The organism is Pseudomonas sp. FEMGT703P (assembly GCF_002786345.1).
In the GTDB taxonomy this organism is placed as follows: domain Bacteria; phylum Pseudomonadota; class Gammaproteobacteria; order Pseudomonadales; family Pseudomonadaceae; genus Aquipseudomonas; species Aquipseudomonas peli.
The window spans coordinates 21557-35347 of the sequence record NZ_PGCM01000005.1 but is presented as its reverse complement, the minus strand read 5'-3'; the positions used below and the strand labels follow the sequence as shown (position 1 = coordinate 35347).

The window sequence follows — 13791 nt, the reverse complement described above, 5'->3', positions numbered from 1 at the left end:
CAGCGCACGTATAGCACTCTGGTCGCTCTATGCTCACCGCCAGGAATACCGCTAACCGATCACTACCGATCAGCCTAAGCAGCCTAAGCAGCCTGGTCCTAGCGTTCTGTCTGCTGCTGGTAATGCCACTGAGCCAGGCTGAAATACGCCTCGACGACCACACACCCGCGCAAAACCTCAATGATCTGGCCGATTACCTGGCGGACCCCGGCGGCACACTGACCCTGAAAGATATACGGCAGGTCGACGCCGACTTTCGTCATCGCAAGGATCTCAGCTTCGGCTACACCCGCGGGGCTGTCTGGCTGCGCCTGCAGCTGCGTTCACACACCTTGCAAGCGCGTACCTGGCGCGTAGAGCTGGACTACCCCTCGCTGGATGAAGTACGCCTGTACGATGTCGGATCAGACGGTATACGCACATCACGCTCTGGCGATACCGTGCCCTACTCAGAGCGCAGCATCGGCCACCGCACGCCCGTATTCGACATACCCCTGCAACCTGGCGAGCAACGCACCCTGTACCTGCGCGTCGAATCGGCTGGCAGCATGACGCTGAGCGGCAGCCTGATGTCGCTCAGCGACTTCGAGCAGCACAGCCAACGCGGCTACCTGGTGCATGCGATCTACTGCGGCTTGCTGATTGCCTTGGGTCTGTACAACCTTCTGCTATTTCTCGCGCTACGCGAGCGTCCGTTTCTCAACTATGTGCTGTTTATGTGCGCCTTTGCCCTCAGCGTACTGTCGCTCAACGGTCTCGGCGCACAATACCTATGGCCGCAGGCAGCACCTTGGAGCAACCGCATGCTGCCCGTCAGCCTGACATTGGCAGCCCTCTTCTCGGCGATATTTGCCCGCAGCTTCCTCGACACACGTCAGTGGCTACCACGCTGGGATCGTGTACTGGTCGTGCTCTGCTTCGCGACAGCACTGGCCGTTCTGGCCACCTTGCTGTTGCCAGTGCAGCGCGCCTTGCAGACCATGTCGCTGACCGGGCTGACAGTCACGCTCATGCTCCTGCTCACCAGCTTCGTCTGCGTCGGCTACCGTGTGCCAGGTGCCCGTTTATTTGCCCTAGCCTGGATGATGTTGCTGACCGGCGCAGTGCTGCTGGCACTGCGTAACTTCGCCATCATCCCATCGAATTTTCTGACGCTCTATTCCATGCAAATTGGCTCAAGCCTGGAAATGATCCTGCTGTCTTTCGCCCTTGCAGCGCGTTTCAATGAGCTGAAGCGGCAGCGAGAGGCTGCCCTGCAAAACAACGAACGGGTACTCGAACAGCGGGTGGCCGAGCGTACTCAGGCACTTGAGGAGGCCAACCAGCGCCTTAGCGAGCAAGCCATGCGCGACCCACTAACGGGCCTTGCCAACCGTACGGCACTGCAGCAGCACCTGACCCAGGCACTAAGCCGCAACCAGCGCCGCCAAGAGCTACTGGCCGTGATGCTGATTGACCTGGACGGTTTCAAACCCATCAACGACCTATATGGTCACGGCTTTGGTGACCTGGTATTGGCTGAAGTCGCCCAGCGCCTCAACCTGCAAATGCGCGAGAGTGATTTGGCGGCACGTTTGGGTGGCGATGAATTCGTGATGGTCTGCGAAAGCGTGCAGTCAGCCGAGGCCGTCCAGCAGCTTGCCGAACGCCTGCTCAACCGCCTGAATCAGCCGATGACCCTCGAAGGACACACCGTGCATGTCGCGGCCAGTATCGGCATTGCCCTGAGCCATGACGAAGACGACACCACAACCCTGATTCGCCGGGCCGACGCGGCGATGTATCAAGCCAAAGCGGCAGGCCGTAACCGCACCCAGCTTGGCTGAGGCCTCGCTAAAAGTACTCGGTGCCAGCCTGTCAGCTAACTAATGCAGCACCCGCACGACCTTGAGGGAGCACAGCTGTCAGCTGCCCGCGCCAATGCTTTTCCGCTACCCTGCACGCCTGCCCAGAAAGTGCCCGCCATGAACAAGACCGAACTGCTGAAACAGGTAATCGCCCGCCTCGAAGATGACCTGCTGCAGGCTCAACAGGCGGCGCTCACCGCCTATGAAACGGCGACCCATGAAGAAAATATCGCTGAAAACAAATACGACACCCTAGGTCTGGAGGCGTCTTATCTAGCCACCGGGCAGGCGCGCCGTGCGGCCGCCATTCGTCAGACCCTGGCAAACTGGAAGCTCCTGGTGTTACGCGCGTTTGACCCTCTACTGGGCATCCAGCTCGGCGCACTGATTGAGTTGAGCGACGATGAAAATCGCCGCCAATGCCTATTCCTAGGCCCGGACGGCGCAGCGATGAAACTGCAGCAGGACGGCCAGTCAATACAGGTGATCGGCCCGCAAGCGCCCCTTGGGCTGATCCTTATTGGCAAGACCGTTGGCGACGAAGTGACCCTGCACGTGGCCAGTGGTGTGCAACTGTTGGAGATTCTGTCGGTCGACTAAAGGGCTATTAGCCGATAGCGTTAACGGGAGACCGCTATGCAAGCCAACGTCCAAGAGCTTGAAACACTGTTCCAGCAACTGGGGCTTGAGCATGACCAGATCAGCATCGACCTCTTTATCAAGCGCCACTCCCCCTTGCCGGAAGACTGCCGACTGGCCGATGCACCGTTCTGGGACCCAGCCCAGGCCGACTTTTTGCGCCAACAGTTCTTAGCCGACGCTGAATGGGCCGAGGTGGTGGATCAGCTCAACCTGCTGCTACGTGGCTGACAGCACGCCTGCTGTTCCTGGCAGTTCCCGCCAGGTCAGGTAAACACGCAGGTCGAACTCCAGCTGGTGGTAGCCCGGCAGCATGTATTCGCAGAGTTTATAAAAGGCCTTGTTGTGCTCAGCCTCTTTCAGGTGCGCCAGCTCGTGCACCACGATCATCTGCAAAAACTCCGGCGCGGCCTCGCGGAACAATGAGGCCACGCGAATTTCCTTCTTCGCCTTGAGCTTGCCGCCCTGCACCCGCGAAATTGCCGTGTGCAAACCGAGAGCACGATGGGTCAGGTCGAGGCGATTGTCGTAGAGCACCTTGTCGATGGCCGGAGCATTGCGCAGGTGCTCCTGCTTGAGACCCTGGATATAGGCGTACAGCGCTTTGTCGCTTTGAACCGCGTGCTTGCCGCTGTAAGACCGCGCCAGATAATCGCCCAGGCGCTCCTCGGCAATCAGCTGACGGATCTTGTCTTGCAGCTGGGCCGGGTAGCCTTGCAGGTATTTGAGCGGGGTCATTGTCAAAATGGCGTATACACGGGAAAGCCGAGGATTATGCCGCAAGCCGCGCGCAACCAGGGCGGCTTTTGGCACCCCAGCTACTGGCTCGGTACAACCCGCAGCAACCGACCATCTGCACTGTCAGTGAGCAGGTACAACGCACCATCCGGACCGACACGCACATCGCGAATACGCTCTTCCAGTTCCTCGAACAGCACGTCCTCACCGGCCAACTTGCCGTCCTGCAGACGAATGCGTCGCACACTGCGCTCAGCCAAGGTCGAAGCAAACAGATCGCCCTGCCATTCTGGGAATAGAGCCCCGCGGTAAATCGTCAGGCTGGAAGGAGCGACCGACGGTGTCCAGTGCAGTAAGGGTTGCTGCAGGCCGGGCAGTTCGGTGTAGGGCGAAATCTGCGCACCGGTGTAGTCGATGCCATAGGTGATCAACGGCCAGCCATAGTTATTGCCGGGCTCGATGAGGTTCAGCTCGTCGCCTCCGCGTGGGCCGTGTTCGTGGCTGTAGAGGCGCTGCAGCTGATTGTCATAGACGATGCCCTGCACGTTGCGATGGCCCAGGCTGTAGATCTCCGCCGCCGCGCCGGCCTGGCCCACCAGCGGGTTGTTCTTCGGCGCACTGCCGTCACGGTTCAGGCGCACGATCTTGCCAAGGTGGTTGCTGGTGTTCTGGGCCTGCTCGCGCCAGTCGAAACCATCGCCCAGGGTCAGTACCAGGGTGTTATCCGGTAGCCAGGCCATGCGCCCACCGTAATGCGCAGCACCGGACTTAGCCGGCTGTGCGGTAAATAGCACCTGCACATCCTGCAGCTGACCATCGACCAGCCGCGCCTTGCTCAGACGGGTGTTGTTAGCCTGGGTCGTGCCGTATGCATAACTCAGATACAGCTGCTGATTACTGGCGAACTCCGGGTCAAGCAGCACCTCCATCAGCCCGGCCTGGGCGGCGACAAACCCCTCAGGCACGCCGCCAACCGGTTGCGGATTAAGGCTGCCGTCCTGCTCGATGATGCGCAGGCGGCCGACGCGCTCGGTTACCAGCATGCGGCCATCCGGCAAGAAGGCCAGCGACCAGGGATGCTCCAGACCTTCAGTCACGGTTTCGATGCGGTAATCCATGGCGTGCGCCAAGCTGCTGCCAAGCAGACCAGACAACAACAGAGCGCGGGACGTATTCAGCATGATTCGGGCCTTTTGCTTGCAGAGGGATAAATCAGGATTGCGCCGGCGATGAGCGCCGCATCAGCACGGCAAATAACAGCGCGCCCAGGCTGCCGCAGGCCATCAGCCCAAAGGTGCCGGCAAACGTGCGGTTGGCGCCAATCAGCGTTGGCATCGGTAGCAGTGCATTGGCCAGCGCCATCGCCGCCAGCACCGCCAACGCACCGGCCAGGGTAAACAGCAGCCAGCGGCCCATTGGCCAGAGGCGCGCCAACAGGCTTGCGGCTGGCAAGGCAAAAATAAAACCGAGGATCACCAGCACCGCGAAGGTCGGGCTAAAGCCCAGCAGGTCCAGGCAGGTGGTCTGCACCCGTACACCAAGCGGCATGGGCGCGCCAAGCGCCTGCAGGTTGGCCAGATTGAACTGGGTCTGCAGCACAGTGCCCATCACACTCGCCAGCAGCACAGCCAGAAAGAAGTACAACAGAGTGCGCAATTTGCTTGGCATGCAGACAGATATCCAGAGACGACGGTGGCCCGAGTATGGACCAGCGCGCCGCGCTGCACGTGGCCGGTGTTTTACATGGTTTTACCAAGCCCACAAATGGGCGATAGGCGCAGCTACAGCTGCTGTAGCAGAATGCCAGCAGCCATCCTGCCGACAACAACCCACACAAGAACCGCACGATGAAAAAAGCCCTACCCCTCTGCGCGCTGATTCTCGCGCTGTTTGCCGTGGCGTTCAGCCTCGGTCCCGTGCCACCCGTCGATACCCAACTGACAGCGATCCAGCTCCCTGCCGACCTCGACCGCTACCTGACCGAGACAGAAGCACCTTACCCGGACATCACGCCCGGCGCGGAAAAGACCATCGTCTGGGCCCACCCAGACCAACGCCAGACCGACCTGGCGATCATCTACCTGCATGGTTACTCGGCCACTCGCCAGGAAACCGCGCCGCTAAGCGATCAACTGGCCCGGCAACTGGGCGCCAACCTGTTCTACACCCGCCTGAGCGGTCATGGCCGAAGCGGCGCCGCGATGGCCGAGGCCAGCGTGCAGGACTGGCTGCAGGACAGCCAGGAGGCAATGCAGATCGGTCAGCGTTTGGGTAAACAGGTACTGGTGATCGGCACCTCGACCGGCGCCACCCTAGCCACTTGGCTGGCGCTGCAGGGCGATAACCCGCAGGTGCTGGCCTATATCATGGTGTCGCCGAACTTTGCCCCCAAAGACCCGGCCGCGACCGTGCTCACCTGGCCCTGGGCGACGCACTTTGTGCCCTTGCTGCTGGGCCCGGAACATCAATGGCAACCGCGCAACGCCGAACAGGCGCGCTACTGGAGCCACCGCTACCCGGTACAGGCGCTGCTGCCGCTGATGGCGCTGGTGAAATATGTGCGTGAGCAGCCGCTGGAGCAGATCAGCGCACCGATTCTCACACTCTATTCGCAGGACGATCAGGTGGTCAGCGCCCCGGCCATCGAAGCGGCCTTTGCTCGCTTTGGCTCAGCGCACAAGCAGCTGATCGCCCTCAAGGACACCGAGGACCCGTCACACCATGTGCTGGCCGGCGACATCCTCTCGCCGCAGGACACGCCACGGGTACAGGCGGCGATTCTGGCGTTTCTCGCCAGCCTGCCGCCGCGTTAGTCGATACGGCACACCGCCGGACTGAATGCACAGGGTTTGTCCGCCAGGTAACTGCGGTAGATCTGTAGCAGCTGCGGGGCCGTCAGGCGACAGGCCTGTGCCCGGCACTGCGCATTGAAAGCAAAGGCGCTCTGCTCGGCTTCGGCCAGACGGATAGTCAGCGCCGGCCAGTCAGTGAGGGGGGCATCGGCGGGGGTAAACAGCAAGCGCCCATTCCGCTGCACCAGCGGCGCACCGGCCGCCGCATAGTCGAAGACAAACAGCAGGGTACGCGAGACCTTGGTGGTGCACTCGGCGCGGCTATCACAGCGCTGCGGATCGCTTGCCACAAACACTGGAGCAATCGGCTCACTCACATGCGGCTGAGCCGCACAGCCGGCCAACAGAACCAATGCCACCAACAGCCCGATCGATCTGTACATCTATGCCCTCCAGATAACAAAAAGCCCCGCATCGGCGGGGCTCTAAGTACAAATTACGAACGATCTTGCGAGCTAGAGCGATACAAGGCGAAAGCAGCCGAGGAAGCGGAGTGTACGAGTTGTACATAAGCATTCCGAGGCTGCTTTCAACGCCGTAGCGCCGACGCGCAGCTGATCGTCTGGGGTTAGTTGACCTTGGCGGCCAACTCACCTTTTGCATAACGCTGGAACATGCCTTCCAGGGAGATCGGCTTGATCTTCGAGGCGTTGCCGGCGGTGCCGAAGGCTTCGTAGCGGGCGATGCAGATGTCGCGCATAGCGGTGACGGTGGCACCGAAGAATTTGCGCGGGTCGAACTCGCTCGGGTTCTCGGCCATCAGGCGGCGCATGGCACCGGTGGACGCCAGGCGCAGGTCAGTGTCGATGTTGACCTTGCGCACGCCGTACTTGATGCCTTCAACGATTTCTTCAACCGGCACGCCGTAGGTTTCTTTGATGTCGCCGCCGTACTGGTTGATGATCGCCAGCCACTCTTGCGGTACCGACGAGGAACCGTGCATCACCAGGTGGGTGTTGGGGATGCGCGCGTGGATAGCCTTGATGCGGTCGATCGCGAGAATGTCACCGGTGGGCGGCTTGGTGAACTTGTACGCGCCGTGGCTGGTGCCGATGGCGATGGCCAGGGCATCGACCTGGGTGCGCTTGACGAAGTCGGCAGCTTCTTCCGGATCAGTCAACATCTGGCTGTGATCGAGCACGCCTTCGGCGCCAACGCCGTCTTCTTCACCGGCCATGCCGGTTTCCAGGCTACCCAGGCAACCCAGTTCACCTTCAACGGACACGCCGCAGGCGTGGGCGAACGCCACGGTCTGCTGGGTGACACGGACGTTGTAGTCGTAGTCGGCCGGGGTCTTGCCGTCTTCTTTCAGCGAGCCGTCCATCATTACCGAGCTGAAGCCCAGCTGGATCGAGCGCTGGCAGACGTCAGGGCTGGTGCCGTGGTCCTGGTGCATGCACACCGGGATGTGTGGGAATTCTTCGATAGCAGCCAGGATCAGGTGACGCAGGAACGGCGCGCCGGCGTATTTACGGGCACCGGCCGATGCCTGAACAATCACCGGGGAATCGGTCTTGTCGGCCGCTTCCATGATCGCGCGCATCTGCTCGAGGTTATTGACGTTAAAAGCCGGCACGCCGTAACCGAATTCGGCGGCGTGGTCGAGCATCTGGCGCATGCTGATAAGTGCCATGGTGTTCTTTCTCCCGGTGGGGCTCGTTAATCGTGCAAGCCTGCCGCAGGGGCAGGCGCTATTCAAGTCATTCAGACCGGGAGTGAACCCGGCCTGTATTCAAGTCATTGTCAGGGTGCCTTGCAGCCACGGCCGATCAGGTCATCCTTGGCCGTCCAGTAGACCAGTCCTTCCTCGCCTTTGGTGTGAAAAGACAACATCCCGTCACTGTACAGCGCACCCGAGCCAGCGGGCTCCTGCTGCAAGCGATAAACGATATCACCGCCGCCGAGGCGCACATCGACGGACTCTGCACTGCTGTCGGCGAAACGCCAGAGCACTTCGGTCTGGCTGTCGCACACCCAGCGCGTCCAGTTATCCGACGGTGCAGGCTGACTGGCGCAGGCGCCAAGCAGGCTGAGCAATGCCAGCAGGGTAATCCGTTTCATTATCGGGACTCGCTCCATGATCAGGCTGTTTATGCGTTAGCGCGTTGTTCCAGCACTTCAACCGCCGGCAATACCTTGCCCTCGACAAACTCGAGGAACGCACCGCCACCGGTGGAGATATAGCTGATCTGCGCGCCAACGCCGTATTTGTCGATAGCCGCCAGGGTGTCGCCGCCACCGGCAATGGAGAACGCCGGGCTTTCGGCGATGGCCTGGGCCAGCACCTTAGTGCCGTTGCCGAACTGGTCGAACTCAAACACCCCGACCGGGCCGTTCCACAGGATGGTTTTCGAGGATTTCAGCAACTCGGCAAACTGCGCGGCAGTTTGCGGGCCGATATCCAGAATCATGTCGTCTTCAGCCACATCGGCCACCAGCTTGACGGTGGCTTCGGCATCTTCGGCGAAGGCTTTGGCGACGACCACATCAACCGGCAATGGCACGTTGACCTTGGCCGCGATGGCCTTGGCGGTCTCAACCAGATCGGCCTCATACAGCGATTTGCCCACTGGGAAACCGGCTGCCGCGAGGAAGGTATTGGCGATGCCGCCGCCGACGATCAGCTGGTCGCAGATCTGGCTCAGGCTGTTGAGCACGTCGAGCTTGGTCGACACCTTGGAGCCGGCAACGATCGCGGCCATTGGCTTGGCCGGGTTACCCAGCGCCTTGCCCAAGGCTTCCAACTCGGCAGCCAGCAGCGGGCCGGCGCAGGCCACCTTGGCGAACTTGGCGACGCCATGGGTCGAACCCTCGGCGCGGTGAGCGGTACCGAAGGCGTCCATAACGAACACGTCGCACAGCGCAGCGTACTGCTGGGCCAGTTCATCGGCGTTTTTCTTCTCGCCCTTGTTGAAGCGTACGTTCTCGAACAGCACGATCTCGCCAGCCTTGAGCTCAACTCCGCCGAGGTAATCTTTTACCAGCGGTACGTCGCGGCCCAGGGCCTTGCTCAGGTAGGCCGCGACCGGGGCCAGGCTGTTCTCTTCGCTGAATTCGCCTTCGGTCGGACGCCCCAGGTGCGAGCAGACCATGACCGCTGCGCCCTTCTCCAACGCCAGCTTGATAGTCGGCAGCGAGGCGAGGATGCGCGCGTCGCTCTTCACCGCGCCGTCTTTTACCGGCACGTTGAGGTCTTCGCGGATCAGCACGCGCTTACCGGCGAGGTCGAGGTCGGTCATCTTCAGAACGGTCATATATCAGTCCTTCACGGGGGCTGGAGTAGTCAGGGAGAGAAAGTGTTCAGCGACATCGAGCATGCGGTTGGCAAACCCCCACTCGTTGTCGAACCAGGCCAGCAGGTTGACCAGACGCGGCCCGGAGACGCGAGTCTGGCTGCCATCGACGATGGCCGAATGCGGGTCATGGTTGAAGTCGCAACTGGCGTGCGGCAGTTCGGTGTAGGCCAACAAGCCCTTGAGCGGGCCGCTTTCCGCGGCCTGGCGCAACACGCGGTTGATCTCCTCGGTGGAGGTGTCACGCGCGGTCTGCAGGGTGATGTCCAGGCATGAGACATTCACCGTCGGCACACGAATGGCTTTGGCCTGGATACGCCCGGCAAGCTCTGGCAGCAGGCGCTCGATACCACGGGCCAACCCGGTAGACACCGGAATCACCGACTGAAAGGCCGAGCGCGTGCGGCGCAGGTCTTCGTGGTGGTAAGCGTCGATCACCGGCTGGTCGTTCATCGCCGAGTGGATGGTGGTGATCGACACGTATTCGATACCCACCGTTTCATTCAGCAGTTTGAGCAGCGGCACACCACAGTTGGTGGTGCAGGAGGCGTTGGACACCAGTAGCTCGGCGCCGCTCAGGCAATCCTGATTGACCCCGTAGACCACCGTGGCGTCGATATCTGCCTCACTGGCCATCGGTTGCGACAGCAATACGCGCGGCGCGCCAGCATCGATAAAGCGCTGCGCTTCGCTGCGGCTGGTGTATTGGCCGGAGCACTCGAGCAGCAGGTCAATATCTAGCGCCGCCCAGTCGATGGCTTCCGGGCTGGCCTGACGCAGTACTTTTACGCAGTCACCATTGATATGCAGGCAATCACCGTCGACCTTCACCTCACCGGGGAAACGCCCGTGGGTGGAGTCGAAACGCGTCAGGTATTCAATGCTGGCCTGATCGGCCAGGTCATTCAGCGCGACGATTTCCAGCTGTGCCCCGGCGCCCCGCTCATGCAGCGCACGCAGCACGCAGCGGCCGATACGGCCATAACCGTTGAGGGCAATTCGATAGGGGCGCTTGGGCATGGTGATCTCGATAGGGAACCTTAGGATGGGTGAGCCGCACGCGGCATCACCCATCATTCGCCGGATCAGGCGTCCAGCAGCTCGGCGGCGGTTTCCAGGATGTTTTCGACGGTGAAGCCGAATTCCTCGAACAGCGCCGGCGCGGGGGCAGACTCACCGAAGGTGGTCATGCCGATGATGCGACCTTCCAGACCCACGTATTTGTACCAGTAGTCGGCATGCGAGGCTTCGATTGCAATACGCGCGCTGACCTGCAGCGGCAGCACCGCCTGCTTGTAGCCGGCGTCCTGCTGGTCGAACACGCTGGTCGACGGCATGGACACCACGCGCACCTTACGGCCCTGCTCTTCCAGCTTGGCCGCCGCCTGCATGGCCAGGCCGATTTCCGAACCGGTGGCGATCAGGATCAGTTCCGGCTCACCCGCGCAGTCTTTCAGCACATAACCACCACGAGCGACATCAGCCAGCTGCTGGGCATCGCGGCTCTGGTGCGGCAGGTTCTGCCGGCTGAAGATCAGCGCGCTCGGGCCGTCATTGCGCTCGATGGCATATTTCCACGCCACGGCGGACTCAACGGCGTCGCATGGGCGCCAGGTGTCGAGGTTCGGCGTGCCACGCAGGCTGGCCAGCTGCTCGATTGGCTGGTGGGTCGGGCCGTCTTCACCGAGGCCGATGGAGTCGTGGGTAAACACGAACAACACACGCTGCTTCATCAGCGCGGCCATGCGCACCGCGTTGCGTGCGTATTCCATAAAGATCAGGAAGGTCGCGCCGTAGGGCACGAAGCCACCGTGCAGGGCCACGCCGTTCATGATCGCGCTCATGCCGAACTCGCGCACGCCGTAGAACATGTAGTTGCCAGACGCGTCGTCTGCCGACACACCTTTGCAGCCTTTCCACAGGGTCAGGTTGGAGCCGGCCAGATCCGCCGAACCGCCGAGGAATTCCGGCAGCAGCGGGCCGAAAGCATTCAGGGTGTTCTGGCTGGCCTTGCGGCTGGCGATGGTTTCGCCTTTGGCGGCCACTTCTTGAATATAAGCAGCGGTCTTCTCAGCGAAGTCAGCGGGCAATTCGCCGGCGACGCGGCGCTTGAACTCGCTGGCCAGCTCAGGGAAGGCGGCGGCGTAGGCAGCAAAGCGCTCGTTCCACTCGGCCTCGGCGGCGGCACCGGCAGCCTTGGCATCCCACTCGGCATAGATGTCGGCCGGGATTTCGAACGGACCATGGTTCCAGCCCAGGGTGGCGCGGGTCAGGGCGATTTCGTCGTTGCCCAGCGGCGCGCCGTGGCACTCTTCCTTGCCCTGCTTGTTCGGCGAGCCGAAACCGATGGTGGTTTTGCAGCAGATCAGGGTCGGACGGTCGCTGGTCTTGCGCGCGGTTTCGATGGCCATCTTGATTTCTTCAGCATCGTGGCCGTCGACATTGCGGATCACCTGCCAGCCGTAGGCTTCGAAGCGCGCCGGGGTGTCATCAGTGAACCAGCCTTCGACTTCACCGTCGATGGAAATGCCGTTGTCGTCATAGAACGCCACCAGCTTGCCCAGGCCCAAGGTGCCGGCCAGGGAGCAGACTTCATGGCTGATGCCTTCCATCATGCAGCCGTCGCCGAGGAAGGCGTAGGTGAAGTGGTCAACGATCTGGTGGCCGTCACGGTTGAACTGCGCGCCCAGTACTTTCTCGGCAATGGCGAAACCGACGGCGTTGGCGATGCCCTGGCCAAGCGGGCCAGTGGTGGTTTCCACGCCTGGGGTGTAGCCGTATTCCGGGTGACCCGGCGTGCGGCTGTGCAGTTGACGGAAGTTTTTCAGGTCTTCGATGCCCAGGTCGTAGCCGGTCAGGTGCAGCAGCGAGTAGATCAGCATCGAGCCATGGCCGTTGGACAGCACAAAGCGATCACGGTCGGCGAATTTCGGGTTGCTCGGGTTGTGCTTGAGGAAGTCACGCCACAGGACTTCGGCGATATCCGCCATGCCCATCGGGGCACCGGGGTGGCCGCTGTTGGCTTTCTGCACGGCATCCATGCTGAGGGCACGAATGGCATTGGCTCGCTCACGACGGCTGGGCATCACTGAATCTCCTGCGGGGCTGCTTGGGCAACTGGGGGGTCGAAAAAGGCGGCCATTTTCGCCCAGCGGCGCCATGGGGGCAATCACAGATGGTCGTTAACCCCGGACAATCGGCAATTAGCTCCCGTCAGCCGCCTCAAATCGACGCTTGCGTGGCCAGACAAGGGGCGCGAAACAGCTCGCCGTGCCACAAACCGTGCAGCGTGCGGCGCATCACCAGCAACCAGACCAGCACCAGCTTGGCCGCCAGCAACAGGCCCATCCACATAAAGAACGTCAAGCCGGTCATCTGCTGCAGAGCAAAGGTGGCCAGGGTGAACACCCCCAGCGGGAAGGTGAACCCCCACCAACCCAGGTTGAAGGGCAGCTCACGGCGCATGTAATGCTGGGTAAACAGGCTGGCCGCGACCAACCACCACAACCCCGCACCCCACAGCGCCAACCCACCGACCAGACCCAGCTGCTGCGCCATTTCGGCCGCGCCCTGCAACGCGGTGCCCTGCCAGGCGTGAGGCGCCGCCTGCCCCAGACTGATCAAGCCCAGGCAACCGGTGGCCAGCGGCCCCAGTGGCAGCCAGCTGCTGGCGGCAAAATCCATATCCGGCAACTTGTGCAGAGCGAGGCGCAACAGCACAAGAGCGATCAGGGCAAACGCCAAGCTCAGCGACAAGCCCCACAGCACATAGCCCAGACTGAGCAGCAGTTGTGCCGACTCAGCCGCCAGATGCGGCGCCAGTGCTGCCGCGCCGCTGGCCACCACCTCGGGGGCGACAATCGGCAGCAGCCAAACCCCGGTCAGGGTTTCCAGCACATGCTTCTGCCGGGTGAACATCAAATACGGCACGCCGAGAGCAGCGCCTAGAGCCAAGACCAGCGCCAGCCACCACAAGCCATGGGCCAGTGTCACGAGGGCGTCGCCATGCTGCGGCACGGCAAATAGCAGCAGGCCGTTGATCACCTGTACCAGCCCCATGGGGATAGCCCCCAGAAACATCGACTGCACCGGGTGATCGAGCATCGGCCACAGAGTGTCGCGAAACAGCAGCAGGCGCGCGGCAAACAGCACACTGAACAGACCAAACAGCAGCACCGTCAGCCACCATAGGCCTTCGGCCAGCAGCAGCTGCCCAGGGAAAGTCAGCGGCAGCTTGGCCACCACCTGCGCCAGCACGCCGGTGCCCATGGTCATTGCGAACCAGTTGGGGGTGAATTGACGAACAAAAGCCAGCGGCTCATGCAAACGGGTAAATGGGCGCAACATCACGGCATTCCTCACAGACAATCGCCAATGGCGATCCATGACTGGGAGGTTAGGCACAGCCGTGCTATAGGTAAA

Annotated in this window: 14 protein-coding genes; 4 read left to right on the top strand and 10 right to left on the bottom strand. The window is 61.8% G+C overall.

The annotated features are described in order from the left end of the window. Positions 1–29: 29 nt before the first annotated feature. The 3 genes from CUR33_RS04085 to CUR33_RS04075 all read left to right on the top strand — a co-directional run bounded on the left by CUR33_RS04085 (position 30) and on the right by CUR33_RS04075 (position 2717). Complete coding sequence (locus CUR33_RS04085; RefSeq protein WP_289238778.1) at positions 30–1826, top strand: diguanylate cyclase; 1797 nt, start codon at positions 30–32, stop codon at positions 1824–1826. Positions 1827–1964: 138 nt separating this feature from the next. Beyond that, positions 1965–2447 (top strand): GreA/GreB family elongation factor, encoded by a 483-nt coding sequence (locus CUR33_RS04080; RefSeq protein ID WP_289238777.1) that lies wholly within the window; start codon positions 1965–1967, stop codon positions 2445–2447. Between the two features lie 36 nt (positions 2448–2483). After that, positions 2484–2717, top strand: coding sequence for a DUF2789 family protein (locus tag CUR33_RS04075; RefSeq protein WP_090250004.1), 234 nt, complete (start codon positions 2484–2486; stop codon positions 2715–2717). On the opposite strand, the gene CUR33_RS04070 is transcribed toward CUR33_RS04075, so the two are convergent. From CUR33_RS04070 to CUR33_RS04060, 3 genes are all read right to left on the bottom strand, one after another. Continuing rightward, entirely contained in the window at positions 2706–3224 is a 519-nt protein-coding gene (locus tag CUR33_RS04070) for a YgjP-like metallopeptidase domain-containing protein (protein ID WP_160085765.1), read from the bottom strand. The genes CUR33_RS04075 and CUR33_RS04070 overlap by 12 nt on opposite strands. 80 nt (positions 3225–3304) lie before the next feature. Further along, the gene (locus CUR33_RS04065) at positions 3305–4405 is read right to left on the bottom strand and encodes a PQQ-dependent sugar dehydrogenase (RefSeq protein WP_289238776.1); all 1101 of its coding nucleotides are present in this window, start codon (positions 4403–4405) and stop codon (positions 3305–3307) included. A 31-nt stretch (positions 4406–4436) separates the two neighbouring features. Further along, positions 4437–4892 carry a hypothetical protein gene (locus tag CUR33_RS04060; protein WP_289238775.1) on the bottom strand — a complete coding sequence of 152 codons (456 nt, stop codon included), beginning with the start codon at positions 4890–4892 and terminating at the stop codon, positions 4437–4439. A 179-nt stretch (positions 4893–5071) separates the two neighbouring features. Between CUR33_RS04060 and CUR33_RS04055 the strand changes: the two genes are divergently transcribed. Continuing rightward, complete coding sequence (locus tag CUR33_RS04055; protein WP_289238774.1) at positions 5072–6037, top strand: alpha/beta hydrolase; 966 nt, start codon at positions 5072–5074, stop codon at positions 6035–6037. On the opposite strand, the gene CUR33_RS04050 is transcribed toward CUR33_RS04055, so the two are convergent. The 7 genes from CUR33_RS04050 to CUR33_RS04020 form a co-directional block, all read right to left on the bottom strand. After that, positions 6034–6459 (bottom strand): hypothetical protein, encoded by a 426-nt coding sequence (locus tag CUR33_RS04050; protein ID WP_289238773.1) that lies wholly within the window; start codon positions 6457–6459, stop codon positions 6034–6036. The two genes, CUR33_RS04055 and CUR33_RS04050, sit on opposite strands and share 4 nt — an antisense overlap. A gap of 185 nt (positions 6460–6644) precedes the next feature. Continuing rightward, positions 6645–7709 carry a class II fructose-bisphosphate aldolase gene (fba, locus tag CUR33_RS04045; RefSeq protein WP_289238772.1) on the bottom strand — a complete coding sequence of 355 codons (1065 nt, stop codon included), beginning with the start codon at positions 7707–7709 and terminating at the stop codon, positions 6645–6647. Positions 7710–7819: 110 nt separating this feature from the next. Next, positions 7820–8137 (bottom strand): MliC family protein, encoded by a 318-nt coding sequence (locus CUR33_RS04040; protein ID WP_090250020.1) that lies wholly within the window; start codon positions 8135–8137, stop codon positions 7820–7822. A 29-nt stretch (positions 8138–8166) separates the two neighbouring features. Next, a complete protein-coding gene (locus CUR33_RS04035; protein WP_289238771.1) occupies positions 8167–9330 on the bottom strand; it encodes a phosphoglycerate kinase in 1164 nt (387 codons plus the stop codon). 3 nt (positions 9331–9333) lie between these two features. Then, positions 9334–10389: an erythrose-4-phosphate dehydrogenase gene (gene epd / locus CUR33_RS04030; RefSeq protein WP_289238770.1), complete on the bottom strand. Its 1056-nt coding sequence runs from the start codon at positions 10387–10389 to the stop codon at positions 9334–9336. A 65-nt stretch (positions 10390–10454) separates the two neighbouring features. Beyond that, entirely contained in the window at positions 10455–12455 is a 2001-nt protein-coding gene (gene tkt / locus CUR33_RS04025; protein WP_289238769.1) for a transketolase, read from the bottom strand. Between the two features lie 136 nt (positions 12456–12591). Beyond that, entirely contained in the window at positions 12592–13716 is a 1125-nt protein-coding gene (locus tag CUR33_RS04020; protein WP_289238768.1) for a TDT family transporter, read from the bottom strand. Positions 13717–13791: the final 75 nt, after the last annotated feature.